This window comes from Arthrobacter sp. SLBN-112, assembly GCF_006715225.1.
Taxonomy (GTDB): Bacteria; Actinomycetota; Actinomycetes; order Actinomycetales; family Micrococcaceae; genus Arthrobacter.
This window is the reverse complement of the sequence record NZ_VFMU01000001.1, coordinates 1,509,295-1,526,742: the sequence shown is the minus strand read 5'-3', so window position 1 is coordinate 1,526,742 and position 17,448 is coordinate 1,509,295. Positions and strand designations below refer to the sequence as shown.

Sequence of the window (17,448 nt, the reverse complement as noted above, 5' to 3'; positions counted from 1 at the left end):
CTGCTAGCCTAGCCACGTGGCCGTGCACCATCCATGAACCGGGCCAGCGGATTGGCCAGCCGTCCGGCCATCTGCAGTCCGCCCGAGGGATCCGCCAGGTCCAGCATGTTCTGGTTGTTGCGCAGCTGCAGGCGGTTCAGGCAGGACAAGGCGAAATCCGGTGCGAAGAGATCGTGCCTGGCGAACTGGTCCGCGAGCTCCGGGTGTTGCCGCTGGTAGTCCTGCACGGCCTCGGCGGCCGTCCGCCAGAAATCCTCCTGGCACACCAGGCCGTCCTCGTGCAGCAGTGCCGCCAGGAACCTGAAGATGCAGTCGAAAATATCCGTGAAGATGGCCAGCACCTTTTCGCCGTCGGGAATGGCGGTCCCGATCCTCGAGATTTCCTCCGGCAGGTCCAGCCGGTCCCCCATCACCACGATTTCCTCGGCAATGTCCTTCATGATTGCCCGGACGGGGACGCCGTCCTCCAGGACCAGGATGACGTTCTCGCCGTGCGGCATGAACGCCAGCTCGTACCGGTACAGGCAGTGCACCAGGGGTACCAGGTAGGCTTCGAAATAGCGGCGCAGCCAGTCCCTCGGGTCCAGTCCCGAGCGTTCGATCAGCGCGGAAACCATTGGCTTCCCGGCGGCATCGACGTGCAGGAGCGAGGCCATGGTGGCCAGCTGTTGCCCGTCGCCCAGGAGCGGCAGGGGGCTTTCGCGCCAAAGTGCGGAGAGCATCTTCCTGTACGGTGAACCGCCGGCCGAGCCTGCCTGGTAGTACCCGTTGTGGTAGCCGATCGCCGCCACCTCGCCGATCATGGTGAACCCGCGCCTTTGCAGCACCCCGTCCAGCCCGATCAGTTCACGCAGCCAGTCGTTGATGGCGGGGGTGGCCTTCATGTACTGGGGTGACAGGCCGCGCATGAAGCCCATGTTCAGTACGGACATGGCCGTTTTGACGTAGTGCCTGGCCGGGGCCGTGGTGTTGAAGAACGTGCGGATGGATTGCTGTGCCTGGTACCGGTCCGTGCCCGTGCCCAGGTGGACAATCCGCTGCCGGGCAATCTCGGCCGCGAACGTCACCGTCAGCTTGTTCTCCCACTGCCAGGGGTGGACCGGCATGAAGAAGTACTGCTCCGGGTCCAGGCCCTGCAGCTGCAGTTCGTTGGTGAAGTCCCCGGCGAGAGGACCGAGTTCGCTCTCCAGGTGCGCCCGGTAGTCCAGTCCCGCGCTCGACGTGAACACGGCACGGGACCGGTGGACGGCAATCCACTCCAGTTGCACGGGCGCTCCGGTTTCCGGCGCGTAAGCGTGGTAGTCGTCCATGCCGAAGCCCAGGCGGCCGTTGTTGGCCACGAAGCAGGGGTGGCCCTCGGTCATGCTGCGCTCAATGGACTGGAAGTCGGCGGCGGGGTCCTGGCCGCCGGTGATTCCTGCGGCGAGCATGGCAGCTGAAGGCTGGTCCGCGCGCTGCTTGTAGGCGTGGCTGGCCAGGGTGCTGCTGATCTCTTCGAGGTAGACCGGGAGCATTTGGAGGTTAATGCCGAGGGTCTCGTGGAACACGATGATGAAGGTCAGCACATCCAGCGGGGTTTCGGAGCCGTCCTGGAAGCAGCGGATGGACCCGGCGTCAATGGACCAGTGGTCCAGCTCCAAAATCGTGGCGTGGAAGAGGCATTCGTACGAACCGTCGGCACTGGCGACACGGTAGGTGCCCGCGCCCGGCGCGGCTTGAACAGGTTCCAGGGCTGGTTCCGGCGCGGCATGTTCCGGCGCGGCTGGCACAGGTTCCGGGATGAGGATCCGTTCATGGGAGAACTCCGCGAGCGCTTTGCGGAGCAGGTGCCTGGTGGCAGCCTCCCAGCGGTCCGGCGTCAGGTGGGACACGTCAGCGGGCGGGCGCGCGGTCCTGGCTTCAGTAACGGTTTCAGGGTCTTCGAGGCGGACAGTCACAGTGCTCCTTCGGGGACGGGTACAGGGGAAGTGCTGAGGGGGTTGTTGGGTTCCAGCCGGGCGCGTGCGGCCTGGTAGCCGGGGCGGCTGCAGAAGCCCAGGAGCGCGTCCTTGTCCGGCAGCGCCACCACCCCGGCCGGCTGGAAGCCGAGACGGCCGTAGAGGGCGTGGATCCTGGTGTTGCGGACGTCCGGTTCCACCACCACGCGTTCCACCTCCGGCCGGGCGAACAACCGGGCAAGGACCGCGTCCATCACCGCTGCGGTGTAGCCCGGCTCCGGAGCGGCCGACGGCGGCGCCACCAGCAGGTGCATCCCCACGTCACCGGGGCGCACGGGATAGAGGCCGGCCAGGGGCGAGGACGCCGGGAGGTACTCCTCGGTCAGGAAGGCGGGGACGCCGCCGTCGAGCCCCAACAGGGCATGGTGGTGACCGCTCGCCTGGATCTTCGCGTATTCCTCGGCCACATCCCGGACGCTGGCAGATAACATCCCCCAGAACGAGGCGTAGGGCCTGGTGACCCACCCGTGCACCAGCGGCGCGTCCCTGTCAGGTTCCATGCTGCGGAAGGTGAACCTCATGCCGGCACCTCCTCGCGGATCCCCGCCGGGACGCCGAAGTGCTGGAACGCGATGCTCCGCTCCACCGGGTACACCTCCCGGCCGGTGATTCCGCGCAGGATGCAGGAGTTGCGGTAGGCGCCCATGCCCAGGTCCGGGGAGGCGAACCCGTGGGTGTGCAGCTCCGCGTTTTGGACGAAGATCTCCCCGGGTTCCACGCCCGTGCCGTAGTTGCGGTCCACCGCAAACCGGCCGGCGCTGTCCCGGGCAATCCGGTCCTGGATGCCGGCCAGGAATGCCGGTTCCCGGTAGCCGTAGCCGGTGGCGAACACTACGGCTTCAGTGTCCAGGGTGTAGGTCCCGTCCTGCTCCCCGTGGTGAAGCTGCAGGGTGTGGGTTCCTGCCGCAGCATCCCAGGCGGCGGCGGTGAGCGTGGAATGGGTCAGCAGCTGCGTGTCCACCATGCCGGCCAGGCTCCTGGTGTACAGCAGGTCGTGGATGGCGTTGATCAGGTCGGAGTTGATCCCCTTGTAGAGGTTCTTCTGGGCCCTGTTGAGGTGGTCGCGCTGGTGCTGCGGCAGGCCGTGGAAGTAGTCAACGTATTCAGGCGAGGTCATTTCGAGGGTCAGCTTGGTGTACTCCAGTGGGAAGAACCGGCCGGAGCGGGTCACCCAGTTCAGCTGGTACCCGTGGGTGTCCGCTTCCTGCAGGAGCTCGTAGTAGATCTCCGCCGCGCTCTGGCCGCTGCCCACGATCGTAATGCTGCGCCGCCGCTGGAGTTCAGCCTTCGTGGCCAGGTACTGCGCGCTGTGGCAGGCCACTCCCCCGTGTCCGGCCGCCGCCGCGGCAACAATCCCCGTCCCGGCCTCCGGTATGTACGCGGAGGTGCCGGTGCCCAGCACCAGCCGCCGCGCCAGCAGCACCTCCGGCCCGCCCGGGCCGTCGACGGAAAGCCGGTACACGCCGCCGTCGTGCGCTACATTCAGCACAGCTGTGCCAAAACGGACGGCGGGCAGCTGCCCTGCCACCCACTGGCAGTACTGGTTGTACTCGGCCCGCAGCGGGTAGAAGTTTTCCCGGATGTAGAACCGGTACAGCCGGCCTGTTTGCTTCAGGAAGTTCAGGAACGAGAAGGGCGAGGTGGGGTCCGCCATGGTCACCAGGTCCGCCATGAAGGGAACCTGCAGATGGGCCTGCTCCAGCATCATGCCGGGGTGCCAGTCAAAGGAGCCGCGCTGTTCCAGGAAGACGCCGCTGAGGCCCTCTACCGGCTCGGCGAGGGCGGCCAGGCCCAGGTTGAAGGGCCCGACGCCGATCGCGGCGAAGTCGTGGACCGTGCCGTTGATGGAGGTGCTCATGCCGCCGCGCCGCCCTTCAGGAGGCCCGCGCCGGTACTGCGCAGGAGGTCGATGATCCCGGCGATGTCCTCGACGGTTGCCTCTGCGTTAAGGAGCGTGAGCTTCAGGTAGTGGCGCCCGGCCACCGTGGTTCCGGCCACCGCTGCCTCGCCGGAGGCAAAGACGGCCGCCCGGATGGCGGGGTTCAGCGCGTCGGCGGCGTCCTCGGACAGCCGGCCAACGTGCCCGAGCCGCGGACGGTAGCGGAAGACCAGGGTGCTCAGGTGCGGACGGACGGCAAGTTCAAAGTCGGGATCGGCTTCGAGGAGGCAACCAACACGGGCGGCGAGGTCGATCGCTTCATCGAACAAGGCTCCGATGGCGTCCGCTCCCATAATCCTCAGGGTCAGCCACAGTTTCAGGGCATCGAAGCGGCGGGTGGTCTGGATGCTCTTGTCCACCTGGTTGGGAATCTCGGCCAGGGCGGCACTTTCCGGGTTGAGGTAGTCGGCGTAGTAGGTGACGTGCCGGAGCATCGCCGATTCGCGGACAATCAGAGCGCTGGAGCTGACCGGTTGGAAGAAGGTCTTATGGAAGTCCACGGTGACCGAGTCGGCCAGGGAGATGCCATCCAGCAGGTTCCGGTACCGGCCGGAAACCATCAGCCCGCCGCCGTACGCGGCATCCACGTGGAGCCACGCACCGTAGCTGCGGGCCAGGGCCGCGAGCTCTGTGAACGGGTCCACCGCCCCGAAGTCCGTTGTCCCGGCGGTGGCCACAACCGCCATTGGCACCAGGCCGGCCTGGTGCGCTTCCGCCATGGCCGAGGCGAGGGCGCGTGGGTCCATCCGGTGGTCCCCTGTGCACGGTACGGTGACCACCGCGTCGAAGCCCAGCCCCAGCATTGAGGCCGATTTCCGGATGCTGAAGTGGCTGTCTGCCGAGGTGAAGATCCGCAACCGCTCCAGCAGCGCCGGCAGGCGGAGACCGCTCTGCGCAGGATTCCTGCGGAGCATTGCCACAGCATGGTTACGGGCAATGAGCAGCGCCTGCAGGTTGGACTGGCTGCCCCCGGAGGTGAAAATGCCGTCCGCGTTGCCGCCCATCTGGAGCCGGTCCGCGGTCCAGGCCACCAGCCGACGTTCAATCATGGTGGCGCCCGCGCTCTGGTCCCAGGTATCCAGGGAGGAGTTGACGGCGGAAAGAATGGCCTCGCCCACCAGGGCCGGGATGACCACCGGGCAGTTCAGGTGGGCTGCGTATTTGGGGCTGTGGAAGTAGACGGCGTCGCGGAGGTAAACGTGGTCGAGTTCCTCGAGCGCCGCAGCTGTGTCCGGCAGCGGAGCGTCCAGGTCCACTGCTGCAACGCGCGCCCGCATGTCGGCCGGCGTAACTCCGGTGAACGGATTGGCAGTCCGTTCGAGTTTGGTGGCCACCGCCGTGACGCCCTGCAGCACCTGCGCCACGTAGCGGGCGGAGTTGCGGGAGGTGAAGAGGTGGTTTTCCGCACCCAGGGCGAGTTCCACGTGGGCGGCGAAGTCCTGGCCCGCCAGGGCCTCCTGCGGCACGTCAGTCTCTTGGTTATTTCGGGACCGCCCCGCTCGCTGGCTGGCTTGGTCGTGGCGGGTCATTAACGGCACGGTTTCTTCTTTCGTTCGGACTGTCAGTAAGGACAGCCTTACTTAGCAACCCTTTTAATCAAACTTTCGTGCCGTAATTATTCGTGTTGCGTCCCTGGGCGGGCACTAGGCTGGTGGCTCCGGCGGCCGTCCGGGCTGCTGCCGTCAAGGGGGAAATATGGACCAGCAACAATCCGGAGCACTCGGCTTCCGCGAAGTGGACAGGGATGGAAATACGGTGCTGCCGGAACCGGCCGATACTGGGCCCGCAGAGACGGCGGGGACCTGGTCGGGACCGAATCCGTTCATCGTGGTGTTGTGGCTGCTGGCGGCAGGACTCATCGCCGGGGGCGTCGGGACCCTGCTGCGTGGGCCTGTGGCCTTAGGACCGATAAGCAACGGGTTTTCATTCGACTTCGTTTTGTTCACGTTCGCCCCGCAGTTGGCTCTCGCCGGTTTCGCCACCCTGGTTTTCCTGCTGTTCTGGCACGCCTGGAACTGGCAGCGCCGCCGCAGTTAATCCGGGGTTTTCAGGCCGGCAGCCCTGTATTTTCAGGGCCGCCGACCGGGAGATGGGACAGTGAGGGGGCTTCGCTCAAACCCCGAAAAGAGTGCCTGCCGGCCACCCGCGGGGCAGGCACTACACCCATCCTGACTTGTGCATTAATTAGTAAGCATGCTTTGCTTATGGCGTAGATGAACCTCCGCAAGCAGTTCGCGGCGGGGCTGCCAATGCTGGCGGCTCCGTGAAAGAAGCCCAAGGAAGAACATAATGACCACCGCAATGGAAAACCAGCTGACGGCGTTTGGGGAACGCACCGAGGCAGCTGGCGAGCAGCTCATGACCGCCACCGTACCCGTGGACGCAGGGCTGCTGATGACCCTGAATTCACGCATGCACTGCCGCATGCCGATGCAGCTTGTTGACCACGGGGAAATGCCGGTCCGGGAGCCCGTATACGTTGACGGGAACTCAGTGGTTGCCCTGCGGCCAGGCTCCGTCCCGGAGAGCGTGGTCACCTACCGGTGCGCCTGCGGCTTCACCATCGATGACCCCGGCGCCGCCATACCGGTCAGCGACCAGGCCCTCGCAAGCTAGGCAGCCCCGCGGTTAGTGCCCCGCTGGAACGCGGGCAGCCTCAACCGCGTGCCGGGTGTCGGCCAGGACCAGGTCCGCGTTGATGGCCTCCGCCGCGCGAAGCCCTGCTGCGGCCGCCGTCATGACCTGGGCGGAAACATCAGTAGCGTTGCCCGCGGCCCACACCCCCGGGCATGACGTCCGGCCGCTTTCGTCGGTTTCCAGGCGGCTGCCCGGACCATCCTGCAGGGCGGCCGGTTCCAGTCCCAGCCGCTGAAGCATGTTGGCTTTACTCGTGGCAGCGGGACTGACCACCAGGACATCAAGGGGCACCGTCCGGCCCACATCCAGGGTGGCCCCGGTAAGGCAGTCGCCCCGGACCTCCAGCGCCTGGACCTTGCCCTCCACCACGCGGACAGACCGGGCAGCAAGTTGTTCCTCCTGGCCCGGGGTGAGTTCCAGGGCGTCATTGAGCAGGAGCGTCACGTCCGGGCTCCACTGACGGAACGTCAGTGCCTGCATGACGGAATGGGAATCCGCCGCCAGGACTCCGATTTTTTGGTTCCGCACCTCCCAGCCGTGGCAGTAGGGGCAATACAGCACGTCCCGTCCCCACCGGTCGGCTACGCCGGGCAGGTCGGGCAGCTCATCCATGATTCCTGACGCGATCAGCAGGCGCCGGGCAACCCGGGTGGAGCCGTCGTCCAAAGCCAGCATGAACTGGTCCCCGTCGCGGCTGGCCGACCTGACAAACCCGGAAGCCACGGACCCGCCGTACCTGGCCAGCTCCTCCCTGCCTGCCGCGAGAAGGTCCCGGGGACGCATCCCCTCCCGGCTCAGGAAGCCGTGGACACTTTCCGCCCCCAGGTTCCGCTGCTCGCCGGCGTCGATCACCACCACGGAACGCAGCGCCCGCGCCAAGGCGGTCCCCGCGCTTAGACCCGCCGGTCCCCCGCCAATGATGGCCACATCGAAAATGGTGTCCTGGTTTCCCGCCACATTGCCCTTCCCGGCCAGCTGCATATGCCTTTTCCACACGCGCACGTATGCAGGCTGTACCCGGTGCAGGCCGGGGAATAACGGCCGGGCGATGCCAGGATGGGGTCAGCGCTCCGGCCAGTCGACGAACTGGCCGTAGCCCTCGTGCTTGCGGAGGTAGCTGGAAATGAACGGGCAGTGCGGGATGATCCGCTTTCCGGTGGCCACCACGTCATCTAGGGCAAAATGCGCCAGGACCTTGCCCAGGCCCTGGCCTTCAAAGTCCTCACCGGTTTCAGTGTGGGTGAAATCAATGTGCCCGGGAAGGTCGCGGAAGAAGGCCTGGACAGCCAGCCTGCCATCCACCAGGAGCTCATACCGTTGCTGTTCGTCATTGCGCAGCAGCGAGACATTGGCGGTGAAGGTGTCCTCTGTGGACGCGGTGTTCTCGGTCATGGTTCGACACTGGCACTACTTCACGCCGCTGGCAATGCCCCTTCGCCCCCTCTTCCCCGGCCCCCGCCGCCGGCCCCTGCGGGCAGCAGCGCGCCGCGGCAGCGGCAGGCCGCCCAGCAAAAGGATCGCCACGGAAAACCACACAACGCCGGCTGCCAGCAGCCCCAACGACAGACCGCTGAGCGCGGCGTCCGCCACGGGAATGAAGACCACCACGACGGCGGTCCCCGCCACGACGGGCCTGCAGCGGAAGGCCTGGGGCGCCGTCGTCCGTTCCTCCAGGCGGCCAAAGGCTGCGGCCACCGGCAGGAGCAGGAGGACCAGCGCAAGGACCACCAGTGGGCGGGACCACCACCATTCAGCGGTTCCGGACGACGGTTTGGGGATTGGTGCCAGGAGCAGCAAGCCGGACATGGCTGCCAGCAGCGGCAGGTGCCACAGGTATACCGTCAGGGACCGGGCGCCGGCTACCTGCAGGAGCCGGTTGATCCAGCGGATGCCGGCCAGCGGCGCCAGGACGGGCCGCGCCAGTTCCATCGCCGCCAGCTGGGAAACGCCCAGGAGCACCAGGGACAGGTTGGGCGGGTTGAGGTTGACCAGCATGTTGCCGCGGTACAGGCCGAGTCCGGTCACGAGCCCCAGGAGCAGATGTGCTGCCACCGCGATGCCCAGCAGGCCGGAGCGGGAGAGCCGGGAAAGATGTCCGTCCGCAGCAAGGAAACCCAGTTGCTGCACTGCGCACCACACGAAGACCAGGTTGGCGTTGGCCAGGTCCGGCATGGCACCCCGGAGACAGTCCACGGCAACCACCAGCCCAATCAGCAGGCCGAGGGTCACCCAAGGGGCGCGGTCATGGAGCGCCGCCAGGACCGGAATGTTCAGTTGAGCCGCGAGGTAGGCCGCAAGAAACCACAGTGGCATGCCCGCCCCGGTGGCCACGAGCTGGACCACCTGCCGGTCCACGCCGAGCGCTGCAGCCACGGACAGGCCGGCCACCATGGCTGCCAGCAGGGCGGCGGCCGGGCGGACCAGGCGCAGGAGGCGCGTGCGGATGAACTGGGCCGCCGTCCCGCCGCCCGCCTGGAGCCGGCGCCAGGACTGAAGGCCGGTGATGCCGCCGGTGACAAAGAACAGGGGCATGACCATGAAGATCCAGATGACGGGTTCGAACCAGTCCTGTTCGGCCAGGGTGTTCTCGGTGGTCACGGTGCCGTCAGGGTGCAGGACCGGGCTAACCATCGTGGAGTGGCCCACCACCACCAGGACCAGGCAGATGAAACGGACAAGGTCGATCGCTGGATCACGGCTTGCCGTGTCCGCCCCGGTTCCTGCTGCCCGCGTGCCGGTGCTTCGCATGGGGACCCTATAAAGGCCCGACGCTGCCCATGGCACCATTGTGCCCCCGGAGCCCGTGCGGTATAAGGACTTTCGCCGGTTGCGGCCCTTTACTGCAGTGTTGCCAGCAGCCCCAGGACGACGGCGATCAGGGGCGTGGTGCCCTGGGTGATGGCGGCGCGGAGGTACTTTCGTCCGGTGAAGGCCAGAACGGCGGCCGCCAGCAGCATGGAGCCGCAGCAGCTGAAGATGAGGGTCCAGCCTGCCACTGCCTGGGCGGACCCAGCGCCACCCAACCCCACGAGCCCTGCGCCGGTGAAAGCGCCGATGGCAAGGAAGAGGTTGTAGAAGCCCTGGTTGTAGGCCAGGGACCGGGTGGTCTCGGCGTCGGACTGGGAAGCAACCCCAAAGCGCTTCCAGGTGGCGGGCCGGGTCCAGGTAAGCGACTCCATCGTGAAAATGAAGACGTGCAGCGCGCCGGCAAGGAAGGCAAAAAGAAGGGAAGCCAGGGTCATTGCTTGATCCTAGCCACCCTTCTTTCGCCCTTCCGGTGCCGCTACCGTGCCAGCGTGGCCAGCGTGGCCGCGGCAAACCCCTTGGCCGACTGGTTCCAGGTGGCCAGCAGGCCCTGCAGGTTCTCGCCGTCCGCGCGGTGGCCGGGAAGCTGGTCCTGGAGGGTGGCCAGCACCCCGGTCCGCAGTTCGGTATTGAAGTTGACCTTGCCAACGTTCATGGCCGCAGCTTTGACGAGTTCCGTTGCGGGGATGCCGGAGGCACCGTGCAGGACCAGCGGAATGTGTACCCGCGCCGCAATGTCCTGCAGTACATCCCAGCGCAGCCGGGGCTCGCCCTTGTACTTGCCGTGGACGTTGCCCACTGCCACTGCCAGCAGTTCTGCACCAGTGCGGGACACGAAGTCCTCCACCTGCGCCGAGTCCGTCAGGCCGGCCACGTCCACGCCGGCCTGGCCGGCAGGCTGATCGGCGGAAAAGGCACGGTCCTCGTCCCCTGCCAGGCCTCCCAGTTCGGCTTCCAGCACCACGTCGGGGCCCAGCAACGCCCGGGCCGCCTGGACCAGTTCGATGTTCTCCTCGTAAGGAAGGGATGAACCGTCGGCGAGGACGGAATCCGCCCCGGCCGCCACGGCGTCGGCCATGACGTTGAGGTCCGATGCGTGGTCGAGCTGCACCGCGACGGGCACCGTGGCAGCATCGGCGAGGCCGCGCAGTGCCGCGATAAGCCGGAGGCCGTTAGCGGTGGCGGCGGTCTTGGGCGCCACCAGAAGGATCACGCCCCGGCCGGATTCCTCGGCCGCGCCCACCACGGCCAGCGCGGTGGTGAAGTCGTAGCAGGTGAAGGCGGGCACCGCGGAGCCCTGCTGCAGTGCGGAGGTGACCAGGTGGTCCAGTCGCGTACGCATCAGGCGCCCAGGCCTCCCACCAGGATCCAGGCCACGAAGGTCAGCGCGAAGCCGGCCAGGCCCAGGACGGTGGTCAGGACGGTCCAGGTCTTCAAGCCGTCGGAAACGGTGAGCCCGTAGTAGCGGACCACAACCCAGAAGCCGGCGTCCGTCACGTGGGACAGGCCCAGGGCTCCGAAGCCGATGGCGATGACGATCACGGCAATCTGGGCGGGGCTGTAGCCGCCGCCGCTGACGGCTGCGGACAGCAGGCCCGTGCTGGTCACGATGGCCACGGTGGCGGAACCCTGTGCGGCGCGGAGTGCCAGCGAGATGATGAAGCCGAGAAGCAGCAGGGGCACGCCCAGTGTGTCCAGGGTCTTGGAGAGCGCGGAACCGATACCGGAAACCTGCAGGACGTTGCCGAACACACCGCCGGCGGCCACCACCATCAGGATCGAGGCGATGGGAGGCAGCGAGCCTTCGAAGATTTCACCGGTTTCCCTAAAGGACCAGCCGCGGCGGACGGCCAGCAGGAAGAAGGACAGCGCCACGGCCACCAGCAGTGCAAGGAAGGGGTTGCCAATGAAGGCTGCAAGGCCGTAGAGCGGGTGGGACTTGGGGAGGATGAGGGTGCCGGCGGTACCCAGGAGGATCTGCACGATCGGTGCGGCGATCAGGAAGATGATCAGGCCCGGCCGCGGCGGTGAGATCGCGGCGGCACCGGGTCCGTCATGGCCTACCTTGACCAGGGAGTCGGAGCCGAACTCCTCCACCTGGGTCTTTACGGCCGGCAGCAGCTCATATTCCTTGCGGTTCATGATCGACGCGACCCAGTAGGACAGGAAGCCCAGCGGGATGCAGATCAGCAGGGAAATCAGCGCGATGAGTCCAATGTCGGCACCAAGCACGCCGGCGCCTGCAACGATGCCCGGGTGCGGCGGGACGGCCACGTGGATGGCGAGCATGATGCCGGCCATGGGAAGGCCGAACTTGATCGGGTGGACCTTGGCGATCTTGGCGAAGGCGTACACGATGGGCACCAGCACGATGATGCCCACCTCGAAGAATACGGGGATGGCCACCAGGAAGCCGACGGCGGTGAGCGCTACGGCCACGCGCCTGGCTCCGAGCTTGCGGGTGAAGTGGTCCGCGAGGGACTGGACGCCGCCGGACACCTCGATCATCCGGCCCAGCACGGCGCCGAGCGCAATCAGGATGGCCACCTTGCCCATGGTGCTGCCTACGCCGCCGGACACCACGGTGAAGATGTCCTGCAGCGGAATGGTGGCAGCCACGGCCACCAGGATGCTGACGGTGAGAAGTGCCACGAAGGCCTGGATCTTGAAGCGGATGATCATCACCAGCAGGATGGCAATGCCCACTGCTGCGATGGTGAGCAGTACCGGGGTGCCCAGCTCGACGGCCGGTTTGATGGCCGGGGCGTCGGCCGCCCGCTGTATCAGCGGATTCATAAGGTGGTTCACGGGGTGGTGTCTCCTTTGACGTGCCGGTCCGGGGCAGACGGGCATCAGGTCTTACGGCGGGGGTGGAACGCTGCGGAACCGAGCCGGCAACGCTGGAAGGTACGACGACGGCGGAGGGGGGACCGCCGTCGTCGCACCGGTTGGGGGTGGCCTGCTTGGCGGGTGGCTACTTGGTGCGCTTTGTGGGCGCGACGACCTTGATGACGGCGGAGTCATCGGCGGCTGCAAGGCCCTGGGCCTGGCCCAGGAGGTAGAGCTGCTCGGCGGCGGCGGCAACGGGGGCTGCCAGGCCGGCGGCGCGGGCGGCCTTGCCTACGATGCCCATGTCCTTGACGAAAATGTCCAGGCGGGACAGCACCTCGGCGCCTTCCTCGTCATAGGCCTCCAGGATGCGGGGGCCGCGGTTGGAGAGCATGAAGGAACCTGCCGCGCCCGCCTCCAGGGCGGCAAGGGTCTTGGCCTGGTCCAGTCCCAGCGCGTCGGCCAGGGCCAGGGCCTCGGCCGCGGCGGCGATGTGGACGCCGCACAGCAGCTGGTTGACGGTCTTCAGGGCCTGGCCGTCGCCGGGGTTGTCGCCCACTACAGTCAGGGTGGAAGCCAGGAGCTCCAGTGCGGGGGCGGCCTTTTCGCGGGCTTCCGGGGAAGCGCCGACGACGATCAGCAGGTCACCTTCGCCGGCGCGCTTGGGGCCGCCGGAGAGCGGGGCGTCCACCAGGTCCACGCCGTATTCGGCCAGCTTGGCCACGGTGGCGGGGATGGCGTCGGTGCCCACGGTACTGCCCAGGATGACGACCGCGCCCGGCTCGAGAACCGGGGCCACACCGTTCTCGCCGAACAGGACGTCATTGAGCTGCTCGCCGTTGCGGACGGCCAGCAGGACGGCGTTGGCGCCCTTGGCGGCTTCACGTGCCGTGGTGAAGGTGGCGATCCCGGCTTCCCGGGCGAGTTCCAGGCGCGGCTCGGCAATGTCGAAGCCGTGGACGGTCAGCTGGGAGGCCAGGCGGGTGGCCATGGGCAGGCCCATGGCGCCCAGGCCCAGGACGGTGACGGTGTAGTTGCTGGTCATGGTGTTTCTCCGTTGAATGCTGGGTGATCAGAAAGTCGTGCTGAGTTTGCGGGTGACCTGGGCCAGGGAATCGTCGTCGCCAACGTTGCCGGCGAAGACGATGTACGGGATGCCCTTGGCGGGTCCGTCCACTGGTTCCCAGAGGCTGACGATGCCCGGCAGCATGGGACCGCGGACAATGGCGTGGCGGATTTCCAGGCCGTGGGCTGCCACGTCGGAGGAGGTGATGCCGCCCTTGGCGATGACGAACCGCGGCGGGAAGGTCTTCAGCGTCCGGTTGACCACGTCCACGACGGCGGCAGACACGGTCCGTGCGATCCGCAGGCTTTCGGCGGGGTCATCCGTCTTGATGAGCAGGCGGCTGGTGTGAACGATGACGTCACCGGCGCGGAGGGCGTCGACGACCGCGTCCACCGTCTGGTCCAGGTGTGCCTTGGCAACAGGCTCGGCTGTTTCGGTTTCGGCGCCGAGGAGCTTCTCGACGTCGATCTCGATGATGCGCGCGGAGCTGTGCTGGGCCGTGAGGACGTTGAGCTGCCGGGTGGTGAGGCCAACGTGCGAGCCCACCACGATCAGGCCGCCCGCCTCCGACGGGGTGTTGCCTGCGTAGGCTTCTTCGGCGGTAAGGGCGGTGCGGATTTCCTGGCCGATGCGGCCGCGGACGAACGGCGGGCCAACCCGGTAGAGGAGTTTCTTGCCGCGGCGTTCCGCTTCGTCAAGGCCCAGGGCCAGGGCGCGGAAGTCGTTCTCGGTGACGATGTCGGCCACGATGGGAGTGGAGTCGGTGGCCGGTTCGATGGCATCGGCAATGGCCTTGGCGGAGATGGCCGGATCCTGCGCGGAAGCCCCGGCCCGGATGATGTCCAGGTCCAGGACGATCACGGAGTCGGCGGGGAACCTGCCCTGGGACTTTTCTGCCACGTAGTCTGCCATGACGGAGGTGGTGAAGCCGAAGGAGGCATCCTTGGCGAACTCGGTCTCCGAGACGGGGACCAGGGTGCCCTGGGCATCGCCGGTGCCCCGCATGTAGTGCACGCCGCCAATGGTGAGCCGGCCGGCGTCGGGGAATGCCGGAACCAGGACCACGCCGTCGGTCTTTTCCCCGCTCACCTCGGCAACGGTCGCTGCGATGACGTCCGGTTCCAGCGGGAAGTGGCCACGGAGCGTGGAATCGCTGCGGCTGACGAAGCCCAGGCGGAGCTTCCTGGGTGATCCTGCGGCGGCCAGGGCGTTCCGGACCACTTCCTCATTGCGGGCGGCGGCCTCTGCGGGGTCCAGGCTGCGGGTGTTGGTCAGGACATAGACAGCGGGCTTGCCCTGGCTAAAGGCCCAGGCGAAGTCCGCCACGTCCCAGCGGGTGAGCACGGGCAGATCCGCCACGGACTGGGTGCCGGTGGGGTCGTCGTCGAGCACTACCAGGACACGGGGAACCTCCGCGTTGGAAGCGGCCAGCGCGCCGGCAACCAGCCCGGCGGGGATCTCCATGTCTGCCGGATAGGCGGCCAGAACGTCTGCTTCAAGCGTCACAGTGCACTCCGTTGTGTATGGATCCGGGCGTGCGGATCCTGATGTGTAGATAACTGTAAGATGTCTGACATCTTGCATTTGAAAGTTAGTGTGGCACAGAGCATACGGCCGCGCAAGTAGACTTGTCTGACATATCCGCCAGGCGACGGCCTGGAACAGGGATCGGGGGCAACATTGGCAAGGAAGTCACTGGTAGGCGTAGTGGCCGACGAGCTGCTGGACCGCATCATCGAAGGCGAGTTTCCGCCCGGCTCCACCGTTCCGGGTGAGCATGAACTGAGCGCACGCCACGAGGTCAGCCGCATGACGGTCCGCGAAGCCATGAAGACGCTGCAGGCCCAGCGCATCCTGAGTGTGGAGCGCGGCCGGGGGACCTTCGTCAACCCGCTGAGCAGCTGGGCTTCGCTGGAAGCGGTGCTCCGGGCCGCGGCCGAGGGAAAGAATGACGCAGACGCCTCCATCCAGCTCATCGAGCTCCGCAGGATGCTCGAAACCGGCGCCTGCGAGCTTGCTGCCGGACGGATCGCGGAGGAGGACATCGAAGCCCTCTTCAACTACGTCTCAGCCATGAAGGCCGCCCACAGCATCAACGACGTCGCGGCCTTCGTGGAGGCGGACCTTGCCTTCCATGACGTCATCCTGCACGCATCCGGCAACGTCTTCGTTTCGGTCCTGTTTGAGCCGCTGCACCGCGTGCTGGAAAAGCGCAGGACTGAGACCTCTGCCGTTCCCACAATCCAGGAACACGCAATCGGCCATCACCGGAATATTGCCGAGGCCCTGAAGTCACGCGACGCCGCCCGGGCGCGCCAGGCCATGGACGCCCACATGCAGCAAACCCTCGACGACCTCAAGCAGTTGGTGCTGGAAGCCAAGTAGCCGGCGCGCGGACTGGGCCTGTTCAACGCTCCAGTGGTCCCACTAGGCTTCAGGGACGGCCCGCAACCGGGGGCAACGATGACCACGAGGAGCGAACTTGTCCAACCACACGTACAGCATTTCTGAAATTGTCGGCACCTCCACCCAGGGCGTGGACGACGCCGTCCGGAACGGCATTGCCAAGGCATCCCAGACCCTGCGAAACCTCGACTGGTTCGAGGTCAAGGAGGTCCGCGGCCACCTGGAGGACGGGAAGATCGCAGACTGGCAGGTCACCATCAAGATCGGGTTCCGGTTGGAAGAGCAGGGCTGATCCAGCCAAACAAAACAGGTCGTGAAGCTTTTGGCTTCACGACCTGTTTTATTGCGCGCTGATTGTCCTAGTTTGCCGTGCCCGGGCTGCGGCGGCGCCACACCGTGGGGACGCCGTCGAACGCGGGGAAGACATGCCCTTCAAAGAAGGAAAGAACCGTATGCGGATCGAGGTCCGGGCTCCAGAGGCCGGAAGCCGGGCAGTGCGAGCCGGTGGCGGTGGAGGCGGCGCCGGCTGACGCCTGGCGCTCCTTCAGCAGGGCGATGCGTTTCATCGTTGAGACCATCCTGGTGATTAAGACTGGGCAGGGAAAACGTGTACTCCCACCCTAGGAAACGCCTGGTCAGCGGCCAATGGGCGGCTGGCCAGAATAAACGCCCTTCGCTGGACGAATGAACAGCAGCAGCGCGGCGTCAGCCCGCTTCGCCGCGTTCGGCCACCACGGTGTCGCTGTGCTCCAAGCCGGCGTCCGGCACCGCACCGAGGCTGCCCAGCAGGGCAAGGGCGTCCGACGACGGCGATCCCGGCCGCGCGGAGTACACCCTCAGCGTCTGGTCCGGGTCCTCCGGCAGGACGAGGTTTTCAAAGTTCAGTTCCAGGTCCCCCACCGCGGGATGGTGTAACCGGACGGTGCCGGCCGAGCGGGTGGCAACCCGGTGCCCGGCCCACCACTGGCGGAAGTGTTCACTGTGGACTGCCAGTTCGCCCACCAGGTGGTTCGCTTGGGGATCATTCGGGTGCCGTCCCACGTCCAGCCGAAGGGAGCCTGCGGCTTCAGCCGCCACCGTTTTCCAGTCCCTGAACAGCTCCCGGGCCGCCGGGTCAAGGATGGTCCAGCGGGTGAGGTTCCGCTCGGCGGGCGGCAGCGCCGGGAAATCCGCGAACAGCAGGAATGCCATCCTGTTGCCCGCCAGGACGTCGCTGCGCCGGCCCAGCACCATCGCGGGCACCTCCCCCACTGCGTCGAGGAGCTGCCGGAGGGCCGGGCGGACCCCCTGCGCCGCATTGCTGCCGGGCTCGCGGGGAGCGCCGGCGCAGTTCTCGAGCAGGTCCAACATGTGCGCGTGTTCGCTGCTGTCCAGCCGCAGCGCCCGGGCCACCGCATCCAGGACCGTGCGTGACGGGTGGATGTTGCGGCCCTGCTCCAGCCGCACGTAGTAGTCGGTGCTGACGCCGGCCAGCCGCGCCACTTCCTCCCGACGGAGGCCCGGAACCCTTCTGGCGCCCGTACTGGGGCCGGTTCCGGCAACCTCCGGGCTCAACCGTGACCGCATGGCTTTGAGGAATTTTCCGAACTCGGCGCTTTGACCCATGCGTCCATTGTGCCTGCGATGCATGCCCCGCTCTACAACGAAGGTAGGACTGGCAGTCCTAGGAAAAACAGGAACAGCCTTGCTTGCTGACTTGGCGGCGGAAAGTGCATAGGCTCAGGAGTGAGCCCGGCGGAAACCGCTTTCTCAGTCCGTCGAGCAACCGG

Annotated in this window: 18 protein-coding genes; 4 read left to right on the top strand and 14 right to left on the bottom strand. The window is 66.8% G+C overall.

Annotation, left to right across the window (positions count from 1 at the left end):
* Positions 1-8: 8 nt before the first annotated feature.
* The 4 genes from FBY33_RS07150 to FBY33_RS07135 form a co-directional block, all read right to left on the bottom strand.
* Positions 9-1,871, bottom strand: a complete 1,863-nt coding sequence (locus tag FBY33_RS07150) for an IucA/IucC family protein (protein WP_142032618.1) — start codon at positions 1,869-1,871, stop codon at positions 9-11.
* A gap of 62 nt (positions 1,872-1,933) precedes the next feature.
* Positions 1,934-2,518 (bottom strand): GNAT family N-acetyltransferase, encoded by a 585-nt coding sequence (locus FBY33_RS07145; protein ID WP_142029970.1) that lies wholly within the window; start codon positions 2,516-2,518, stop codon positions 1,934-1,936.
* On the bottom strand, positions 2,515-3,855 hold the full coding sequence (locus FBY33_RS07140) for a lysine N(6)-hydroxylase/L-ornithine N(5)-oxygenase family protein (protein WP_142029969.1): 1,341 nt from the start codon (positions 3,853-3,855) through the stop codon (positions 2,515-2,517). Before FBY33_RS07140 ends, FBY33_RS07145 begins: the two co-directional genes overlap by 4 nt.
* Positions 3,852-5,402 (bottom strand): pyridoxal phosphate-dependent decarboxylase family protein, encoded by a 1,551-nt coding sequence (locus tag FBY33_RS07135; protein ID WP_327436745.1) that lies wholly within the window; start codon positions 5,400-5,402, stop codon positions 3,852-3,854. The genes FBY33_RS07140 and FBY33_RS07135 overlap by 4 nt, the downstream gene beginning before the upstream one ends.
* 229 nt (positions 5,403-5,631) lie before the next feature.
* On the opposite strand from FBY33_RS07135, the gene FBY33_RS07130 reads away from it, so the two are divergent.
* Positions 5,632-5,973 carry a hypothetical protein gene (locus tag FBY33_RS07130; RefSeq protein ID WP_142029967.1) on the top strand — a complete coding sequence of 114 codons (342 nt, stop codon included), beginning with the start codon at positions 5,632-5,634 and terminating at the stop codon, positions 5,971-5,973.
* Positions 5,974-6,225: 252 nt separating this feature from the next.
* The gene (locus FBY33_RS07125) at positions 6,226-6,552 is read left to right on the top strand and encodes a hypothetical protein (RefSeq protein ID WP_142029966.1); all 327 of its coding nucleotides are present in this window, start codon (positions 6,226-6,228) and stop codon (positions 6,550-6,552) included.
* A gap of 12 nt (positions 6,553-6,564) precedes the next feature.
* Here FBY33_RS07125 and FBY33_RS07120 read toward each other — a convergent pair whose 3' ends face one another.
* The 8 genes from FBY33_RS07120 to FBY33_RS07085 all read right to left on the bottom strand — a co-directional run bounded on the left by FBY33_RS07120 (position 6,565) and on the right by FBY33_RS07085 (position 14,779).
* Entirely contained in the window at positions 6,565-7,554 is a 990-nt protein-coding gene (locus tag FBY33_RS07120; RefSeq protein ID WP_142032616.1) for an NAD(P)/FAD-dependent oxidoreductase, read from the bottom strand.
* Positions 7,555-7,635: 81 nt separating this feature from the next.
* Positions 7,636-7,965 carry a GNAT family N-acetyltransferase gene (locus tag FBY33_RS07115; protein WP_142029965.1) on the bottom strand — a complete coding sequence of 110 codons (330 nt, stop codon included), beginning with the start codon at positions 7,963-7,965 and terminating at the stop codon, positions 7,636-7,638.
* 15 nt (positions 7,966-7,980) lie between these two features.
* Complete coding sequence (locus FBY33_RS07110; protein ID WP_142029964.1) at positions 7,981-9,321, bottom strand: acyltransferase family protein; 1,341 nt, start codon at positions 9,319-9,321, stop codon at positions 7,981-7,983.
* 89 nt (positions 9,322-9,410) lie between these two features.
* Positions 9,411-9,815 (bottom strand): DUF1304 domain-containing protein, encoded by a 405-nt coding sequence (locus FBY33_RS07105; protein ID WP_142029963.1) that lies wholly within the window; start codon positions 9,813-9,815, stop codon positions 9,411-9,413.
* 41 nt (positions 9,816-9,856) lie between these two features.
* Entirely contained in the window at positions 9,857-10,720 is an 864-nt protein-coding gene (locus FBY33_RS07100; RefSeq protein WP_142029962.1) for a class II fructose-bisphosphate aldolase, read from the bottom strand.
* Positions 10,720-12,186: a GntP family transporter gene (locus FBY33_RS07095; protein ID WP_142029961.1), complete on the bottom strand. Its 1,467-nt coding sequence runs from the start codon at positions 12,184-12,186 to the stop codon at positions 10,720-10,722. Before FBY33_RS07095 ends, FBY33_RS07100 begins: the two co-directional genes overlap by 1 nt.
* Positions 12,187-12,352: 166 nt before the next feature.
* A complete protein-coding gene (locus tag FBY33_RS07090) occupies positions 12,353-13,252 on the bottom strand; it encodes an NAD(P)-dependent oxidoreductase (RefSeq protein WP_056331352.1) in 900 nt (299 codons plus the stop codon).
* A gap of 27 nt (positions 13,253-13,279) precedes the next feature.
* Positions 13,280-14,779, bottom strand: coding sequence for a four-carbon acid sugar kinase family protein (locus FBY33_RS07085; protein ID WP_142029960.1), 1,500 nt, complete (start codon positions 14,777-14,779; stop codon positions 13,280-13,282).
* Positions 14,780-14,953: 174 nt separating this feature from the next.
* On the opposite strand from FBY33_RS07085, the gene FBY33_RS07080 reads away from it, so the two are divergent.
* Entirely contained in the window at positions 14,954-15,658 is a 705-nt protein-coding gene (locus tag FBY33_RS07080) for a FadR/GntR family transcriptional regulator (RefSeq protein ID WP_142029959.1), read from the top strand.
* Positions 15,659-15,755: 97 nt separating this feature from the next.
* A complete protein-coding gene (locus FBY33_RS07075; RefSeq protein ID WP_056331348.1) occupies positions 15,756-15,971 on the top strand; it encodes a dodecin in 216 nt (71 codons plus the stop codon).
* A gap of 67 nt (positions 15,972-16,038) precedes the next feature.
* Here the strand turns inward: FBY33_RS07075 and FBY33_RS07070 are convergent, their stop codons facing one another.
* A complete protein-coding gene (locus FBY33_RS07070) occupies positions 16,039-16,245 on the bottom strand; it encodes a hypothetical protein (RefSeq protein ID WP_056331347.1) in 207 nt (68 codons plus the stop codon).
* Positions 16,246-16,384: 139 nt separating this feature from the next.
* Positions 16,385-17,284, bottom strand: coding sequence for a helix-turn-helix domain-containing protein (locus tag FBY33_RS07065; protein WP_142029957.1), 900 nt, complete (start codon positions 17,282-17,284; stop codon positions 16,385-16,387).
* Positions 17,285-17,448 lie beyond the last annotated feature (164 nt).